Below are 17,238 nucleotides of genomic sequence, written 5' to 3'. Positions count from 1 at the left end.
CTCTCATTGATAGAGAAACGATAAAAACAAAAAAGCGGCCAATGGCCGCTTTTTTATTGGGAATCTAGTAGTAATGACTGTTACTGGTAGAGGTATTTAGTAAACAGTAAGTCAGCAATGATCGTTTTGCCTGTTTCCGGAAGTAGAATCTTGTTGAGGTGCTCAACTAGGCTTTTTCTTAAATCTTCACGACCAGACAAAGATTTAATGGTTTCTTCGTTTTGTTTACCAAGTAATTCAATCACCGCATCACGAATCAAAGGCTGGTGATGTTCAATGGCCGCTAGGTCATCACTATTTGCTACCATGATGTCGAGACGTACCTGAATGTAGCCGAGATTTTTACCTTTAGTGTAAAAATTGGTAGTGAGGTCTGGCTCTAGTGTGAAGTAGGCGAGTTTAGGCCCAGACTCTTCCTCTGCAAAACTTGATGCTGAAAAAAGAAGGCTAATCGCAAGAAATATTTGGGCTACATAACGTTTGTGCATATTTGTGACTTTTCTTTAGTTTATTCGCGATATTCGAAACGCATTAGTCTTGTTACAATGAGCGGTCTAAATCTAAATACGTTTACAATTCGAAGAACGCTTTAATTTTGTTCGAAAGTTGAAGCTTTATTGTACGTGTAAAGTCACCTATTGAATACTAGTATGAATCAGCCAATATCGCTGTATCTTAATTCGTTAATGAATGTAGATTGGCAAAGTACAGAAACATTTGATTTTCCTAATGAAACCACCAAAGAGTGGCTGATGGAGCAAGGTTCTCTTTCCCGTAAGTTGGGCAAGAGCTGTCAGCACCTGTCTGTTGAGTTGCTTCATAACCAAGTTGTAGAACGCTCAAGGCTACAACAAGACGAGGAACATCTTTTATCATCGTTTGATTGCTTATTGCGTAAAGTGATTTTAAAAGGTGATGATACCCCGTGGGTGTTAGGTCGTACCCTAATTCCCAGAGTCACGCTAGACGATCAGCATTCTGACCTTTCTCAACAAGGTAATGTCCCGCTTGGTTTAACGGTTTTCAGCGCGGAGAACGTGAAGCGAGATGCGCTGCAAGTCGGATGGGTTATTGCAGGCGATGAGCGATTGCTCGCTCGCCGCTCTCGATTATGGATGAACCATAAGCCAATGCTTGTGGCAGAGTTGTTTTTACCCACAGCCCCAATTTACTCTAAGGAGAATGTGTAAATGCTGGCCACCAAAGCGAAAGCGTATTGGCAGTTAACGCGAATGAATCGCCCAATTGGTACCTTATTACTCCTTTGGCCGACCTTATGGTCTCTGATTATTGCTGCGCAAGGCATGCCAGATTTTGATGTCTTGGTTGTTTTCGTACTTGGCGTCGTGTTGATGCGTTCGGCAGGCTGTGTGATCAATGACTTTGCCGATCGCAAAGTCGATGGTCATGTAAAACGCACTAAGCAGCGCCCATTACCTTCAGGTTTAGTTTCCAGTAAAGAAGCGATATTACTCTTCTTAGTCTTGGCGGTGGTTTCATTCTTGTTGGTGTTAACCATGAATCCGCTGACGATTAAGCTTTCTGTTATCGGTGTTGGCTTAGCCTTTATCTATCCTTTCATGAAGCGTTTTACACATCTCCCACAACTGTTTCTTGGGTTAGCTTTTAGTTGGGCGATTCCAATGGCGTGGGCTGCTCAAACCAATGAACTGCCAAATGTAGTGTGGTTTATTTTCGTGATTAATGCGCTTTGGACGATAGCCTACGACACGCAATATGCGATGGTGGATCGAGATGACGACCTTAAAATTGGCATCAAATCGACCGCTATTTTATTTGGCCGCTTCGACAAGCTTATCGTTGGCTTCTTACAATTAGTGACACTGGCGATGTTGATTGCGCTAGGTATGCATTACCAGCTGGGTGATACCTTCTATTGGGCATTGTTGGTGGCAGGTAGCTTGTTTGTGTATCAACAACATTTGATGCGTCATCGTGACCGAGACTTATGTTTCCAAGCTTTCCTAAACAACAACTATGTTGGAATGGCAGTGACAGCAGGTTTATTCATTACTTTCTGGTAAGTTTTGGTCATTGAATCCGTTCCAAATAAAAGGCACCCATTGGGTGCCTTTTTCGATCGTGGTCAATCAAACCTTGAACAGAGATTCACGGTATACCAAGAGGTTACTCTGCTTGGTGAATACTTTCTTGAATAGTCAGACGCACTTCTGGGTAAAGCATCGAGTAAAGAAGCTTAGCGAACTGCTGAGTCTTTTCTAAATCACAGTTACCATCGTTATCAAGATATTGCTGCTGTTTCAGTGTCGCAAACATCGATGCGAATACACCTTTGTCGAAGAACTCTGGCGCATTGATACCGTGCAAACGACCTAGTCGTTGCGCGATGTCTTGGCTCTTCTGCTCAAGATCAGATTTATCAAGATCAGGGTTTTCTGCCAACAGATTCAGCGCAATTGAGTAACGTTGTAAAGTCTCTGAAATCGTGCGACCTAACAGCATCAGTGCTTGGCTGTTTGATTGGTTGATCGTTACTTCACCGTCAGAAACGACAATCATACCTTGGCTGACTAGCTCATTGATGATGTTCGCAACCACGTCTTCAAGCTGATCTTCGTCATAGCTTAAGAACAGTTCTTTCTTCAAGAACGGGTAGATCGCAGCAACATTCTTCTGAATGGTCGCAATTGAGATACCACGTTGGCGAATTGTCATCTGAGCAATCAGTGATGGCAGTGCAAACAAGTGGATGATGTTATTACGATAGTAAGTCATCAGAATGGATTGGTGACGATCAAGTGAAATGATGTCGCCCATCGTGTCTGATTCAATCAAGAACTTGTTCAATGACTCTGCGTGTTTGACTAAGTCTTCAGCGCTGTCTTTAGGCACAGTGAATGTATCCGAATAGGGTACGTTCTTAAGCAGAGACAGGTAGCAGTTGATTTGAGAAACCAGAGAATCACGAGACAATGCACGCTGTCGAGAAGCGAGTAGCGCGGTCGCACAGAGTGTCAGTGCATTCGTCGCTGCTGCATCGTTAATGTGCGTCATCATCTTAGTCGCCAGATCGTTAACCACAGGATTCATCCATTGTGGTTTGCTGGTGCCCATTGGATCGATGTCTTTAGTCCACTCCGGTGCGTGCTCGTTCAGGTATTGGTTAAGTTGTATCGGCTCACCGAAGTTCACATAACCTTTACCAAAGTTGCGCAGCTTACGTAGAGTACGAATCACAAGGCTCGCATTCTCTTTCTCTTTGCGTTTACCACGAAGTTCCTTGGCGTAAGTCGCCACTTCCATTACGTGTTCATAACCGATGTACACAGGAACCAAAGTAACAGGACGGTTCATACCGCGCAGCATGGCTTGAATGGTCATCGCTAGCATGCCCGTTTTCGCTTGCAGTAGACGACCCGTACGAGAACGACCACCTTCACTGAAGTACTCTACCGAGTAACCTTTAGCGAACAGTTCGGCTAGGTATTCACGGAAAATCGTTGAGTAAAGCTTGTTGCCTTTGAAGCTACGACGAATAAAGAACGCACCACCGTGACGGAAAATAGGACCGGCAGGGAAGAAGTTCAGGTTAATACCCGCAGCGATGTGCGGAGGCACCATGCCTTCATGATAAAGCACATAAGAAAGCAGTAAGTAATCCATGTGGCTGCGGTGACAAGGCACGTAAACAATCTCGTGGCCGTCTTGAGCTAGCTTACGAACCGTTGAAGCGTTGCTAATATGCAGGCCTTGGTACAACTTATTCCACAACCAACCAAGAATCTTCTCACCGCGTTTAATCAGCGAGTAAGAGAAGTTAGCTGCGATCTCATCCATGATGTCCTGAGCTTCTTTGCTCGCTTTCTCTATGGAAATATTTTTTGCTTCAGCTTCGTCTTCTATCGCCTTTTTGATAGCTTCTGACTTTAGCAGGCGGTCGAACAGAGCTTGGCGGCTTGGCAGGTTAGGACCTGATGCTGCAAGCTTTTGACGAGAGAAGTGAATGCGCGCCACGCGAGCAAGCTTGTGCGCGATAGTGCTATCAGTGCCGTGAGAGTTGGCCATGTAGCGTAGAGAGACAACCGGACTAAAGCGAACCAGACAGTCACGACCAGCCAGCAATACAGCTTTTGATTTTTCTAAGCCGTTCATTGCTTGTAGGTAAGGTTTCTGGTTATTCTCTTTACCTGGTTTACGTCCCCACAAGACAGTTGCTGGGATAACTTGAACATCAAGCTCTGAGTCTTCAGCATGCAGTGAAAGCAGCTCAGAGAAAACTTCAATTGAAGAGCTTGGTACATAGTCATCATCTTGCAGCAGTGTTTTGCGTGAAGAGATGAACACGAAGCGTTGCAGTGATTTACCGTTTATTTCAAGCTTGCTAAAAGGATCGGGTAAGCCCAATTCCAGCGCATGCTTTTGCAGCGTAAGTAGGTCGACACTTGAGCGAAATGGTAAGGCGTATACAATCGGTTTGCCTAAATCAATGTTCAAATCCTCAACCGGATTCGAAGGTATTGATGTGCCCTTTACCAAAACGGATAAAGGTAGCTTCATTAATGAACGTGAAAAAGATTGTCCAGAAGACATATAGGTTCACTGCCTCAATAGTTATTTCAATGTGCTTAAGCGTATCTCTATTTCTATGATGAAAGGATAAATCCTGTGAGTGAAATAGGGATAAGCCTAGGCGTAAATTTAATCGATGCAAGAATACCAGAAACTGGTCTAACCTTTTAATGGAAATAGTCATATTGCCGTTAAGTTTGTTTAAAATCATTCATCGACTGATTGAGTATAGGGTTAAAAATGAGCAAAAAATCAAACACCGGATTCAAACGCATAGTGAAAGCAGCAGGCTTTTCATGGCAAGGCATCACTAGCTCATTTAAAAACGAGGCGGCATTTCGCCAAGAAGTATTTATGGCAGCGGTGTTAATCCCACTGGCGTTCTACTTAGATGTGAGCCAGGTAGAGCGCATCTTAATGATTGCTGCTGTTGTATTAGTGGTCGTGGTCGAGTTGATCAATACGGCGATTGAAGCGGTCGTTGATCGGATTGGCAGTGAACATCATGAGCTAGCGGGCATGGCTAAAGATGCCGGTTCTGCTGCAGTTTTTGTCTGTTTAGGTTTGGCGGGTTATGTTTGGCTAGACATTTTATTTTTGTGATTTTTGAAAAATGAACTAAAAACAACCAATTGCTTTGCTTTTGTTCGGTTACTGGATATACTCACAGTCAACTGTATAAAAAGACAGGTGAATCATGAAGCCGTTAACGCCCCGCCAACAACAAGTTTTCGATCTTATCAAAAGTAAGATTGACGATTTCGGTATGCCACCGACACGCGCAGAAATTGCACGTGAACTAGGCTTCCGTTCTGCTAATGCAGCAGAAGAACATTTGAAAGCTCTTGCTCGTAAAGAAGCGATTGAGATTATCCCGGGTGCGTCTCGCGGTATTCGTATTTTGCTTGAAGATGCAGCGAACGAAGAGCAAGGTTTACCATTAATCGGTCAGGTTGCTGCTGGCGAGCCTATTTTGGCTCAAGAGCATGTAGAAATGCATTACCAAGTTGACCCAGGTATGTTTAAGCCACAAGCTGACTTCTTACTTCGCGTAAATGGCGAAAGTATGAAAGACATCGGTATTATGGATGGCGATTTACTGGCCGTGCATAAAACACAAGATGTGCGTGATGGACAAGTTGTCGTTGCTCGTGTTGACGATGATGTAACAGTAAAACGCCTAGAGCGCAAAGGTTCTACCGTTCTGTTACATGCTGAAAATGAAGAGTTTTCTCCAATTCACGTGGACTTAGAATCCCAACACTTGTCTATTGAAGGGCTTGCGGTTGGTATTATTCGTAACACGGACTGGATGTAGTCATTACAAGCAGCTTATTGATATTTATTCTCAATAACTTGTTATTGTAATTGATATTCATTATCATCTTCTTTGTCGAGATACAAGGAAGATGATGATGCCAAACCCAACCAAACCTCAAATGAAGCCGCTTGTTCGTAAGCCGCGCTCCTCTGATCAAAAGGCTTCTTCTGATCGAGGGTCTGCACATCAAGAATTTCAAGTTCCGACCAATCTTGTTCAACACCTTTGGTTTCGCAGTCGCGAAAGTCTTGCCGATGATGGCTTAGTTTATGACCCTATTGCAGCTCAAGCCTGCAAGCGTTGCCAACTAGCGCCTGAATGTCTTACCGGTGAACTCGACCAACAGCAACTTCTCTACGCAACATTGACTCAGCTTTGCGATTCTCAGGTACAGCAGTTTTTATCTCATAACCCAGATGCTTGGATCATTAATGTTGGTGCCGGGCTTGATACGCGTTTCTACCGTTTAGATAATGGCCGTTGTCATTGGGTTGAATTGGATGTCACAGAGAACTTAGTTTGGCGCCAACGCTTGTTCCACAAAAATGAACGCTATCGTTTGGAATGTGGCTCGGTTGACGATCTTACGTGGCTCGATGAATTGAACATTCCAGAGCAAGCCTCAGTGATGGTGGTGTGTGAACATGCTCTGCTTGATTGCAACGAACAGCAGACGGCACATTTTATTCAGTCTCTCAGTCGTTATTTTACTCATGCCCACGCCTGCTTAGTATTGGCCGGAGATAAGAGCTCAAGTACGCTGGGGCAGAAGCTAGGATCTGGTGAGTATGCCCACGGGTTGTCTTCACCAATAGACAGTGTTCTTAATTGGTTGCCATGGGCGCAATGGGTTAAGTCATTTTCACCATTAGAGCAGCAATGTAACCGTTGGAAGTTGTGGCAGCGATTGTTGTGTAAAATTTCTCAGCTTAAAAAGCGTTTAACGCCTCAATTAGTACTCGTTAAGTGGTAGCGCTAGCTTCTTCTATCAACAGATAGTTTGGTAAAAGCTAACCAATATACAAAGTACACAACATAGTGAAAGCACACTCACTAGGTTAAACTATCGCCTCTAATCAAAGAGGTGATCGTGAAGCTATTTAATCCCCAAACTATTTTTCAAACGCTATCCAATCAAGCGATGCACAAGAAAGTGCTGTTGCTCGCGATCCCGATGGTTCTTTCCAATATTACGGTTCCTCTACTGGGTTTAGTCGATGCTGCGGTTATCGGTCACTTAGAGCATTCTTGGTATTTAGGTGGTGTCGCTTTGGGTGGGACTATGATCAGCGTGACCTTTTGGTTGCTTGGTTTCCTACGAATGTCGACGACTGGACTGGCTGCGCAATCTTATGGGGCGAACGATGGTAAGCAACTTGGTTTAGTCTTTGTGCAAGGCGTGACCATGGCCTTAGGGTTTGCTGGTGTCTTTTTGCTATTGCACAGCTTCGTTGCGGATGCGGTTTTCTCTCTGAGTAGTGCCAGTGACCAAGTGAAGCACTATGGTCAGCAATATTTCTCCATCCGAGCATGGAGTGCGCCTGCTGCGTTGACTAACTTTGTGCTGTTAGGTTGGTTACTCGGAACCCAAAATGCCAAAGCACCCATGTGGATGGTGATCATTACTAATATCACCAACATCGTTTTAGATATCGTATTTGTGATTGGCCTCGGCTGGCAAGTTGAAGGCGCTGCGTTGGCATCAGTGATAGCGGATTATGCGGGTCTAACGTTTGGCTTAATTTGTGTTTATCGAATCTGGATGAAGAGGCAACTGCCATCCCCATGGGAGCTGCTTAAGAAAACCAGCCAAGGCTTGAGTCGCTTCGTAAAGCTGAATCGCGATATCTTTCTTCGTTCATTATGTCTGCAAGCCACTTTCACTTTTATGACTTTCCAAGGTGCAAGCTTTGGTGATGATGTGGTGGCAGCCAATGCGGTACTCATGAGTTTCTTGATGATCATCTCTTATGGGATGGATGGTTTTGCCTATGCAATGGAAGCGATGGTAGGTAAGGCGATAGGCGCGAAAGACAAAGAAGAGTTAAATCAGTCATTGATCGGTACTTTCTTCTGGAGCTTCAATATTTGTTTGGTACTGACCATAGTGTTCGCGATTGCTGGGTCTAGCTTGATTAATATGATCACCACAATCCCAGCAGTTAAGACTCAGGCTGAAGTTTATTTACCGTGGTTGATTGCGATGCCGCTTGTTTCTATGTGGTGCTTCTTGTTGGACGGTATCTTCGTGGGCGCAACTAAAGGCAAAGATATGCGTAACAGTATGTTTGTTGCGACCTGCAGTTTCTTTGCGATTTTCTACTTAGCATCAGGTTTAGAAAACCATGCGCTGTGGCTAGCAATGTTGAGCTTTATGGCGATGCGAGGGATTGGTCTTGGTGTTTTATTTATTTCTCAGTGGAAGAATGGAGAGTTTCTCGCTTAGCTTAGATAGCTTAGTTCAGGGAGCGATAAATAGAAGCTGTGCAGGTAAAAGGGTATTTAGAACATCATGATCTAATTGCTCACATAGCCATGTAATTCAGTGATTTAAATAAAAACAGCAAGCTCATGGCTTGCTGTTTATGTATTTGGCCTATAGGTGGTCAAATAGTCCTATTGTTCTTTGTTTAGAACAAACGGTTAAGTCCGTTAAGCGCTGCGACGCGATAAGCTTCGGCCATCGTCGGATAGTTAAAGGTGGTATTCACAAAGTACTCGATGGTGTTGGCTTCGCCTTTTTGTTCCATAATCGCTTGTCCGATATGAATGATTTCAGCGGCACGCTCACCAAACACGTGGATACCTAAAATCTCTTTAGTTTCACGATGGAAAAGTATCTTCAAGCTACCAATATCTTTACCTGCGATTTGAGCGCGAGCTAAGTGCTTGAATGAAGATCGTCCCACTTCATAAGGTACTTTAGCCGCGGTAAGCTCTTGTTCTGTTTTACCTACAGAGCTGATCTCAGGAATGGTGTAGATGCCCGTTGGAATGTCTTCAATCAGGTGGCCTTCCGCTTCGCCTTTCACTATTGCTTGAGCCACGAAACGACCTTGGTCATAGGCAGCACTTGCTAGGCTAGGGTAGCCAATCACATCACCCACGGCATAAACGTGGCTAATACTGGTTTGGTAGTTGCTGTTGACTGATACTTGTCCACGAGAGTCCGCATCTAAGCCGACGGCACCAAGGTTGAGCTTGTCTGTGTTACCTGTTCGGCCATTGGCATACAGTAGGCAATCAGCACGCATTTTCTTACCAGACTCTAAGTGAATGATTACACCGTCATCAGTACCTTCAATTTTCTCAAAGGTTTCATCGTTACGAATTACGACACCACTGTTCCAGAAGTGGTAAGAAAGCGCATCTGAAGTTTCATTGTCTAGGAATGACAGTAAGCGGTCTCGAGTATTGATGAGATCGGTTTTTACGCCTAAGCCGCGGAAAATCGACGCGTACTCACAACCGATAACGCCGGCACCATAAATGATGATGTGTTGAGGGTCGTGTTTAAGAGAAAGAATAGAATCGCTGTCGTAGATACGTTCGTGTAGGAAGTCGACGTTATCTGGCTGGTAAGGACGTGAACCTGTCGCAATAACAAACTTGTCTGCACTGTAATGTTCTTCAGTACCATCGCTTTGTAAAACCGAGATGGTGTTGGTATCGATAAAACGCGCAGTACCAAATACCAGTGTGCATTGGTTGCGATCGTAGAAACCTTGGCGCAGTCGAGTTTGCTTATCGATGACTGATTTAGCATGACCCAGTATGTTGGAGAAGGTTGAGTGAATGCTTTTGTTGTTCTGACAAAACAGCGGGTTGCTGTTGAATTCAATAATACGACTCACGGCATGACGCAGTGCTTTTGAAGGAATGGTTCCCCAGTGAGTACAACCACCACCAACGCTGCTCTCTTTTTCAATGATTGCAACGTTCAACCCGGCTTTGGTTAATCCCATCGCTGCCCCTTCGCCTCCGGGGCCACTACCAATTACGATTACATCAAAGTGGTTGGAGTGTGGCATAGATATCTTCCTTGTTATATTTGATTAACATTGCTTTAGCGAGATTTTAACTGATTCTGTTCTTGGGTACATGAAAAGGACATCAGAGAGTCGGTGGGATCACGCAGTGTTATCGAAAAAATAATATTTGGTATGTCGTATGTCTCCAAATGACAGTGTGGAGATTGAAATTTTTTATTCGAACGTATTTACTTCGGTACGTGAACAAAGAGGTATGTTGAGTGTCTTATATAACCAGAGTGCCTTATATAAATAAGTGATTCGCGTTATATTGAAGAGAGTATTAGACATGCCTGTTTAGGCTGTAAAAGAAGATGTTGATAAAGTATGAAACCAATGGGCATTCGCGCACAGCAAAAAGAAAAAACTCGTCGTAGCTTAATCGATGCGGCATTTAGCCAACTCAGTGCTGATCGTAGTTTTTCCAATCTAAGCTTGAGAGAAGTCGCTCGTGAGGCTGGAATAGCACCGACTTCCTTTTATCGTCATTTCAAAGACATGGATGAGCTTGGCTTAACTATGGTTGATGAAGGTGGCTTACTATTGCGCCAGCTAATGCGACAAGCTAGGCAACGCATAGTAAAAGAAGGCAGTGTGATTCGCACATCGGTTGAAACCTTTATGGAATTCATTGAAAGCAGCCCAAACGTATTCAGACTGTTATTGCGAGAGCGCTCCGGAACTTCATTTGAGTTTCGTGCAGCGGTAGCTCGTGAGATACAGCACTTCTCTGCTGAGTTAACCGAATATTTGATAACGACTGGCATGACACGAGATGAAGCTTTTACTCAAGCTGAAGCCTCCGTCATCTTAGTCTTTAACTCAGGGGCAGAAGCATTAGATTTAGATCGACGTCAGCGAGATGAACTGGCTGATCGCTTGATCATGCAATTGCGAATGATGGCCAAAGGGGCTTTTTGGTATCGTAAAGAACGTGAACGTAACCGATTAAAAGGCGGGATTGAATAATGTCGAATGAAAATAATACTGTAAACCGTGGTTCTGAAAGAAAGACACTCGTACTTGCTGTTGTTGCAGGTGTGTGTGGTGATGCATTGTTATCTTGGGTAACAATGAGCGAAGTGGGCTTCTCTATTTTCCCGCTGATTGCTTTAGTTTTGGCTGTACAAGCGCTTTACCAAGAATACCTAACTAATCCAGTATCTGAAGATATTCCGTTAGTGGGTTTAGCTTGTTTCTTTGTAGGTGCATTTGGCCACTCGGCTTTTGTGAAAGCACAACACCCTGATGCAGGTTCAAACTTCTTTGCGATTATTGTCGCTATGTTACTGCTCGCTTGGGTAGGTAAGAAGCTAGGTTTTATCGGTAAAACCGCTTAAACCAACGTATAAATAAAAAAACGAGCCAATTGGCTCGTTTTTTTGTATCTGCTGTGCGACCTAGAGAGCGAGATTTATGCTTTACGCTCTAGGAATACACCGGCTTCCATGTGGTGCGTATAAGGGAACTGGTCAAATAGAGCAAAACGAGTGATGTCGTGTGTTTCGCTTAGAATGTCTAGGTTCTCTTTCAATGTCTCAGGGTTACAAGAGATGTACATGATGCGCTCGTAGCCTTGAACCATCTTACAAGTATCAACGTCCATGCCTGAACGCGGTGGATCAACAAAGATAGTGTTGCAGTTGTAGCTCTTCAGATCGATGTTTGCTTGTTGCAGACGGCGGAATTCACGCTTACCTTCCATTGCTACGGTAAAGTCTTCCGCAGACATACGAATAATCTGAACATTATCAATCTTGTTCGCCGCAATGTTGTATTGAGCAGATTCAACAGATGGCTTCGCTAACTCAGTTGCTAGTACACGCTCAAAGTTTTGTGCCAGCGCTAATGAGAAGTTACCGTTACCACAGTAAAGTTCTAGCAAGTCACCTTTGCTGTCTTGAGTACAGTCGACAGCCCACTCAAGCATTTTCTCTGCTACTTTACCGTTTGGTTGAGTAAAGCTGTTCTCTACTTGTTGGTAGATGTAGCTGTCACCATTCACATCTAGCTTTTCAATGACGTATTCGCGATCAAGGACGATTTTCATCTTACGCGCACGGCCAATCAGGTTTAGGTTAAAACCTTCATCATTCAATTGCTGTTTCAGTGCTTTAGCATCTTGAATCCATTGCTCACCCAATTGACGGTGGTAAAGCAGTGATACCAAAATCTCACCACTCAACGTAGAAAGAAAATCCACTTGGAATAGCTTGTGGCGTAGAGAGTGGTTCTCTTTCATTGCATCTGTTAATAGAGGCATTAAGTCGTTGATAAGACGGCTTGCTGCTGGAAACTGGTCTACACGGTATTTTTCTTTGGTCTCTTGATTGAACATGACGTAATACATATCGTCACCTTCATGCCACACGCGAAATTCAGCACGCATGCGGTAGTGTTGTTCTGGAGATTCATACACTTCCAACTCAGGCACATCGTATTGTGAGAACATCTCAGTAAGACGCTCAGTCTTTTCTGCTAGTTGTTCTTGGTAGCGTTGCGGGTTTACATCTAAATTCGCCATTGTTATGCCTTTTTGCTGTCGTGCTTTTAAATCAAGAGCGCAGATTTTATTCAATCACAGGCGCTTGTCCAGTGTTGAGAGCTATTCAATGTAAATCGAGCATGAAAACTATAGCTTATAACTATCTTAGACTAGACAAATGATTCATAGGTTAATACTATCTCCCGCAAGCTGGTGCCATTTGGATGTATAGATGGCTGAAGAGGGAATCTGGTGTGAATCCAGAACTGACGCGCAGCGGTAAAAGAGAACGAATATTCACAAGACACTGCAAATAGCTTTTTGTGGGAAGTCGAATATGAGGTAAACCATAAGGTTGTGCTCTTGAGTCCGAATACCTGCCAGTAGCTAAACCATACAATGTGGTTTGGTAGGAATTTACGCGATTTAGGATCACAACATGAACAAATCCCTTTTAGCGGTTGCTGTAGCATCGCTGCTTTCACCTATCTCCAATTTACACGCCCAAGAAGCATCTACTGACGAAACCATGGTGGTTACGGCTAACCGTTTTGAGCAAGTTGACGGTGCTGTATTAGCTCAAACTGTTGTCGTTACCAAAGAAGATATTTCAAAACTTCAAGCAAATAGTCTTATTGAAGTTTTTCGAACGTTGCCAAGCGTTGAAGTTGCTCAATATGGTGGTCGTGGGCAAACAGCCTCGTTCTATGTGCGAGGAGGTAGTTCTTCTCAAGTACTAGTTCTAATGGATGGTACCCGCTTACCAAGAGCTATGATGGGTGGTGTTGATTTTAATTCTTTGCCAGTTAACTCAATTGAAAGAATTGAATTCATTCGTGGTGCTCGTGCCTCGATCTATGGTTCAGAAGCGATTTCTGGTGTGATCAATATTATTACCAGAGCCGATGTGAATGAAAATGCCGTTAAAGTGTATGGCGGGTATGGTACAAACAATCATTATGTAACCTCTTTAGCTGCTCTGCATAAGATTGATGAAAGCCAACATATTAAAGCTGTTGTTGGTTATGAAAAAGATGATGGGTTTAATGTTAAGCCGATTGAGGGTATCAATGATGGTGATGAACACGGTTTTGAGTCATACAATGTAAATATCGGCTACCAAAATCAGCTAACTAAGACCGTTAATGCTTTTGTTAATGTTGTGGCTTACGACAATGAAGGTGAGTACGACAATAGTTCGACCGCTTCTCCTTGGGGGCCTGCTCGACATGAAGAAAAAGTTGGCCGAACTGAATTTCGCTCAATCAATACAAACTTGGCTTATAACGAAGATAACCTCACTTCAACCTTAGATCTTACTTATGCAGAGCAAGACAACTACGATTATATTGTAGGTAAGAGTAAGAAGAGTGGCGGTATCACATCGATTAACCAAATCAATGCTGCTTGGTTGAATTCATACCGAGTAAACGAGCAGTTGGCTTTGGGTGGTGGTTTAGATTATCGACGTGAAGAGTTAGATGAAGGATATACAGGCTCTAGTTACTACAAACCTGAAGAAAACCCTCGTGAAAACTATGGTGTAAGTGTTATTAGTCAATACACCATAGATAGCTGGACACTTGAAGCAAGTGCTCGAAATGATGAGAACAGCCAATATGGAAACAACACCACGTGGCAAGCTGCGGCGGGTTGGACGTTCCTTGATAACTATGAGATTAAAGCAAGCCATGGTACAGCCTTCAGAGCACCTACTTTTTTAGACTTATATTACCCGGGTTACGAAGCTCCTAATCTAAAAGCAGAAGATTCTCAAAACACAGAGCTAACGCTAGAAGGTTCACATTCTTATTTAGATTGGTCGATTACTGGTTTCATCAACAAGATTGATAACATGTTGATGTGGCAAGGCTCAGGTATGACTAATATTGGAGAGGCTGAAATAAAAGGAGTTGAACTGGGCTTAGGTTTTGACACCTCAATTGTTACACATCAGTTCTACTTAGACTGGAAAGATCCAGTAGATAAATCTAATGGTAAAGAACAACAATTAGCATACCGTTCCAAACAAGGTGCTAAGTGGAACGCTTTTGCTGAATTTGGTGATTGGATCTTAGGCTCTCAGTACCTTTATCAAGGCGAACGCTTTAACGGGACGACGCGATTGGCAAGTTACAGCCTTTGGAACTTTACTGCTGAGTACGCAGTTTCGGCAGATCTAAAGGTGAAAGGAAAACTGAGTAACGCATTCGATAAAGACTATGAAATGTATAGCGGTTACGCGACACCTGGTCGTGAGTACTTCGTATCAGCTTCTTACCAATTCTAATTTACACCTAAACCGCCTCAGGGCGGTTTTTTCTTATTGGGTATATGAATGAAAAAGAAAGTCGTCATAAGTTGGTCGTCAGGTAAAGACTCGACATTAACGCTAGAGCGTCTACTTGAAAGCTCCGAATGTGAAGTTGTTGCTCTCTATACGACATATGTTGGAGATGAAGTTCCTTTCCAAGTGACTCCGATTGATGTTGTTGCCATGCAGGCGCAATTAGTCGGTTTGCCATTAATCACGATTGAACTTCCGGAAGTGTTTCCTAGTAATGAGATCTATCAAAGTACCATTGTTACGGCGCTTAAAGGCTCTGGTTTATCTATCGATGCCGTGGCATTCGGCGATATGTTTTGCAATGGCATTGCTGATTACCGAAGAAGTTATATAGAACCTGCGGGTTGGGAATGTGTATTTCCTCTAATGGGAGAGAGCAGTCAGGCACTTGCGAGTGAAATAATAGACAGAGGAATCGACACCTTTCTCGTCACAGTTGATAGCGATGCATTGGACATGAGCTATTGCGGGAAAGAATACACGCTTGAGCTAATAGACAGTTTACCGAGTCATGTCGATCCATGTGGCGAAGATGGCGAGTTCCATACCTTAGTAACGTCAGCGCCATGCTTTAAAGGAAAGCTTAAGATAGAGCTGGAAAATGTAGAGCAGGGTGATCGCTTTGTTCATCAACGTTATCAAGCTTGCATTATATAGAGTGAGGATTGGCGAAAACTAAGCGAAGGAGTATCATTGCAGCGAAACTTATTATAGGTAATCGTTGTGTCGGATAGTCTGCAAAAAAATATACTGGTCTTTGATTCTGGAGTGGGTGGCCTATCTGTATATAAAGAGATAAGCCAGTTACTACCGAATCATAACTATACTTATGTATTCGATAACGAGGCTTACCCATACGGTGAACTCAATCAACAAGTCCTTGTTCGCAGAGTCCAAAGCATCGTCGCCAGTTTTGTGGCAAGCCACGCTATTGATATCGTAGTAATAGCCTGTAATACCGCAAGTACGATTGTATTGCCTACACTCCGCGCTAATAATCAAATCCCAATTGTTGGCGTTGTTCCGGCAATCAAGCCTGCATCCCTACTTGCCAATAAAGCCGTGGGTCTCATTGCTACTCCCGCAACGATTACTCGTGAATACACACACGAGCTCATCAAAAACTTCTCAAGTAATAAAAGAGTCGAACTTTTAGGTTCTACTCGGCTGGTGGATATGGCTGAGGAGAAACTCAGAGGCGAGGCGATTAACCTTGAAGAGCTGCATCAAATTCTTCAACCGATGATCAACATGGTTGATGTAGCGGTATTAGGATGCACTCATTTCCCTCTGATCAAATCAGAGATTCAACAAGTATTAGGTGAAAGCGTAGTGCTGATAGATTCTGGTAAAGCGATAGCTAAGCGGGTTCAAGATTTGTTGGGTTTGGAAAGCATTAATAAAGAAGGGGGAGTGCGTGAGGTTTTTTGTAGTGCACTTCCTAAGAAAGAAAGTGCACTAAATAGCATGTTAAAGCAGTTAGGATTTAGCTCAGTTCAGCTTCGTCCGTTTCTGGATGTTTAGGATCATTTGCAACTCGCACTTTTAAAGTTCGTTGCATGTAATCTTTATCGTTAAGTTCTGAAATAGCATGATTCACATCATTGCTAGCCATTACGACAAATCCAAAGCCTCTTCTTTTACCAGTACGTTTGTCTTTCATTAAGCGTACTGCAAAGACTTCACCATACTCTGAGAATAATTCACGTACGTGTGACTCATTCGCTTTGTATGGAAGGTTACCTACATAAAGTGTTTTTGTTGATGCCTTAGGTTCTGAATCTGATTTTGAGTCGGTGCTTGAAAAGTTAACAACAAAAGCGGAAGCCAAGACACCAAGGATAAAGGTAATTGCAGGCGATATATCTACCTGAGAGAAAACAATGCCACCTAGAACAGCTAGTGCGACAATTAACAACATCGATTTTTTTGAGTTCATATCGGAATACTACATATTAATAAACGAAATAGACGCATCTACTCTTAACAAAATAGATACATGAATCTTACGTTCATGGTTTCCATTTTGCCAATGTATTGCTGTGATACGTCTCAAATGTTTAGTTTTTATTCGAAAAATGCGGATCTGGTGGCTTTTTAGGCGAACAAAACTTTTATTCAAAAAAGCCCTTGTGCTCTATGTCGATCTCTCTATAATGCCGCCTCACCGACACGGAGTGAGACGAAAGTCACACAGCGAAATCGGTAGAGAAAAAGGAGTTGAAAATAACCCTTGACTCTCTAAGTGGTGCAGGTATAGTACGCACCCCTAGTGACTGAGATGTAAATCACAAAACGCTAGCGCTCTTTAACAATTTAAACCTATCAATCTGTGTGGGCACTCGTTGATGAATATCAAAGCGTTATTACTTAGGTAATGACAGTTACTTCGGTAACAAAATTGATTTCAATGAACTGAGTGACCAATACGAATAACTTCGGTTATTTGGCACAGTCAATTCATTACCATTCTGTTGGAATGGTAATAGCTTTAGAATTACAT

16 protein-coding genes and 1 riboswitch are annotated in these 17,238 nt (G+C 43.2%); of the genes, 11 read left to right on the top strand and 5 right to left on the bottom strand.

What is annotated here, in order from left to right:
• Positions 1-80: 80 nt before the first annotated feature.
• A complete protein-coding gene (locus OW495_RS21805) occupies positions 81-488 on the bottom strand; it encodes a flagellar basal body-associated protein FliL (protein ID WP_017111730.1) in 408 nt (135 codons plus the stop codon).
• A gap of 162 nt (positions 489-650) precedes the next feature.
• Here OW495_RS21805 and OW495_RS21800 point away from each other — a divergent pair, with 162 nt between their 5' ends.
• Complete coding sequence (locus tag OW495_RS21800) at positions 651-1,190, top strand: chorismate lyase (protein WP_165689586.1); 540 nt, start codon at positions 651-653, stop codon at positions 1,188-1,190.
• Entirely contained in the window at positions 1,191-2,045 is an 855-nt protein-coding gene (ubiA, locus tag OW495_RS21795; protein ID WP_017111731.1) for a 4-hydroxybenzoate octaprenyltransferase, read from the top strand.
• Positions 2,046-2,148: 103 nt separating this feature from the next.
• Here the strand turns inward: ubiA and plsB are convergent, their stop codons facing one another.
• The gene (gene plsB / locus OW495_RS21790; protein WP_065104273.1) at positions 2,149-4,572 is read right to left on the bottom strand and encodes a glycerol-3-phosphate 1-O-acyltransferase PlsB; all 2,424 of its coding nucleotides are present in this window, start codon (positions 4,570-4,572) and stop codon (positions 2,149-2,151) included.
• Between the two features lie 219 nt (positions 4,573-4,791).
• Between plsB and OW495_RS21785 the strand changes: the two genes are divergently transcribed.
• The 4 genes from OW495_RS21785 (at position 4,792) to dinF (ending at position 8,318) form a co-directional block, all read left to right on the top strand.
• On the top strand, positions 4,792-5,154 hold the full coding sequence (locus OW495_RS21785) for a diacylglycerol kinase (protein WP_029223652.1): 363 nt from the start codon (positions 4,792-4,794) through the stop codon (positions 5,152-5,154).
• Between the two features lie 94 nt (positions 5,155-5,248).
• Complete coding sequence (gene lexA, locus OW495_RS21780) at positions 5,249-5,869, top strand: transcriptional repressor LexA (RefSeq protein ID WP_017104719.1); 621 nt, start codon at positions 5,249-5,251, stop codon at positions 5,867-5,869.
• 97 nt (positions 5,870-5,966) lie between these two features.
• Entirely contained in the window at positions 5,967-6,845 is an 879-nt protein-coding gene (locus tag OW495_RS21775) for a class I SAM-dependent methyltransferase (RefSeq protein WP_065104271.1), read from the top strand.
• A gap of 117 nt (positions 6,846-6,962) precedes the next feature.
• On the top strand, positions 6,963-8,318 hold the full coding sequence (gene dinF / locus OW495_RS21770) for an MATE family efflux transporter DinF (RefSeq protein WP_198599791.1): 1,356 nt from the start codon (positions 6,963-6,965) through the stop codon (positions 8,316-8,318).
• Between the two features lie 184 nt (positions 8,319-8,502).
• Here dinF and sthA read toward each other — a convergent pair whose 3' ends face one another.
• On the bottom strand, positions 8,503-9,903 hold the full coding sequence (gene sthA, locus OW495_RS21765) for a Si-specific NAD(P)(+) transhydrogenase (RefSeq protein WP_102513685.1): 1,401 nt from the start codon (positions 9,901-9,903) through the stop codon (positions 8,503-8,505).
• Between the two features lie 327 nt (positions 9,904-10,230).
• On the opposite strand from sthA, the gene fabR reads away from it, so the two are divergent.
• The gene (fabR, locus tag OW495_RS21760; RefSeq protein WP_004736697.1) at positions 10,231-10,872 is read left to right on the top strand and encodes an HTH-type transcriptional repressor FabR; all 642 of its coding nucleotides are present in this window, start codon (positions 10,231-10,233) and stop codon (positions 10,870-10,872) included.
• Positions 10,872-11,243: a YijD family membrane protein gene (locus tag OW495_RS21755; protein ID WP_004736696.1), complete on the top strand. Its 372-nt coding sequence runs from the start codon at positions 10,872-10,874 to the stop codon at positions 11,241-11,243. The genes fabR and OW495_RS21755 overlap by 1 nt, the downstream gene beginning before the upstream one ends.
• A gap of 74 nt (positions 11,244-11,317) precedes the next feature.
• Here the strand turns inward: OW495_RS21755 and trmA are convergent, their stop codons facing one another.
• Positions 11,318-12,427, bottom strand: coding sequence for a tRNA (uridine(54)-C5)-methyltransferase TrmA (trmA, locus tag OW495_RS21750; protein ID WP_102513686.1), 1,110 nt, complete (start codon positions 12,425-12,427; stop codon positions 11,318-11,320).
• 155 nt (positions 12,428-12,582) lie between these two features.
• Positions 12,583-12,788, top strand: a riboswitch (cobalamin riboswitch).
• Positions 12,789-12,827: 39 nt separating this feature from the next.
• Between trmA and OW495_RS21745 the strand changes: the two genes are divergently transcribed.
• From OW495_RS21745 to murI, 3 genes are read left to right on the top strand one after another with little or no spacing between them, the layout of a single operon-like run.
• Positions 12,828-14,678, top strand: a complete 1,851-nt coding sequence (locus OW495_RS21745; protein ID WP_102513687.1) for a TonB-dependent receptor — start codon at positions 12,828-12,830, stop codon at positions 14,676-14,678.
• 48 nt (positions 14,679-14,726) lie between these two features.
• Positions 14,727-15,392, top strand: coding sequence for an ATPase (locus OW495_RS21740; RefSeq protein WP_102513688.1), 666 nt, complete (start codon positions 14,727-14,729; stop codon positions 15,390-15,392).
• 60 nt (positions 15,393-15,452) lie between these two features.
• Positions 15,453-16,259: a glutamate racemase gene (murI, locus tag OW495_RS21735; protein WP_198599792.1), complete on the top strand. Its 807-nt coding sequence runs from the start codon at positions 15,453-15,455 to the stop codon at positions 16,257-16,259.
• On the opposite strand, the gene OW495_RS21730 is transcribed toward murI, so the two are convergent.
• On the bottom strand, positions 16,222-16,674 hold the full coding sequence (locus tag OW495_RS21730; protein WP_004736687.1) for an RNA-binding protein: 453 nt from the start codon (positions 16,672-16,674) through the stop codon (positions 16,222-16,224). The genes murI and OW495_RS21730 overlap by 38 nt on opposite strands.
• Positions 16,675-17,238: the final 564 nt, after the last annotated feature.

It is taken from the genome of Vibrio sp. 14N.309.X.WAT.E.F5, assembly GCF_030397615.1.
Taxonomy (GTDB): Bacteria; Pseudomonadota; Gammaproteobacteria; order Enterobacterales; family Vibrionaceae; genus Vibrio; species Vibrio lentus.
Note: the sequence above shows the minus strand (reverse complement) of the source record. Positions and strands in the feature narration are given on the sequence as shown.

What these genes read in the sequence shown, in the direction of transcription:
- OW495_RS21805 (WP_017111730.1), bottom strand. Translation starts at nt 488, where the DNA reads ATGCACAAACGTTATGTAGCCCAAATATTTCTTGCGATTAGCCTTCTT.
- OW495_RS21800 (WP_165689586.1), top strand. Translation starts at nt 651, where the DNA reads ATGAATCAGCCAATATCGCTGTATCTTAATTCGTTAATGAATGTAGAT.
- ubiA (WP_017111731.1), top strand. Translation starts at nt 1,191, where the DNA reads ATGCTGGCCACCAAAGCGAAAGCGTATTGGCAGTTAACGCGAATGAAT.
- plsB (WP_065104273.1), bottom strand. Translation starts at nt 4,572, where the DNA reads ATGTCTTCTGGACAATCTTTTTCACGTTCATTAATGAAGCTACCTTTA.
- OW495_RS21785 (WP_029223652.1), top strand. Translation starts at nt 4,792, where the DNA reads ATGAGCAAAAAATCAAACACCGGATTCAAACGCATAGTGAAAGCAGCA.
- lexA (WP_017104719.1), top strand. Translation starts at nt 5,249, where the DNA reads ATGAAGCCGTTAACGCCCCGCCAACAACAAGTTTTCGATCTTATCAAA.
- OW495_RS21775 (WP_065104271.1), top strand. Translation starts at nt 5,967, where the DNA reads ATGCCAAACCCAACCAAACCTCAAATGAAGCCGCTTGTTCGTAAGCCG.
- sthA (WP_102513685.1), bottom strand. Translation starts at nt 9,903, where the DNA reads ATGCCACACTCCAACCACTTTGATGTAATCGTAATTGGTAGTGGCCCC.
- fabR (WP_004736697.1), top strand. Translation starts at nt 10,231, where the DNA reads ATGAAACCAATGGGCATTCGCGCACAGCAAAAAGAAAAAACTCGTCGT.
- OW495_RS21755 (WP_004736696.1), top strand. Translation starts at nt 10,872, where the DNA reads ATGTCGAATGAAAATAATACTGTAAACCGTGGTTCTGAAAGAAAGACA.
- trmA (WP_102513686.1), bottom strand. Translation starts at nt 12,427, where the DNA reads ATGGCGAATTTAGATGTAAACCCGCAACGCTACCAAGAACAACTAGCA.
- OW495_RS21745 (WP_102513687.1), top strand. Translation starts at nt 12,828, where the DNA reads ATGAACAAATCCCTTTTAGCGGTTGCTGTAGCATCGCTGCTTTCACCT.
- OW495_RS21740 (WP_102513688.1), top strand. Translation starts at nt 14,727, where the DNA reads ATGAAAAAGAAAGTCGTCATAAGTTGGTCGTCAGGTAAAGACTCGACA.
- OW495_RS21730 (WP_004736687.1), bottom strand. Translation starts at nt 16,674, where the DNA reads ATGAACTCAAAAAAATCGATGTTGTTAATTGTCGCACTAGCTGTTCTA.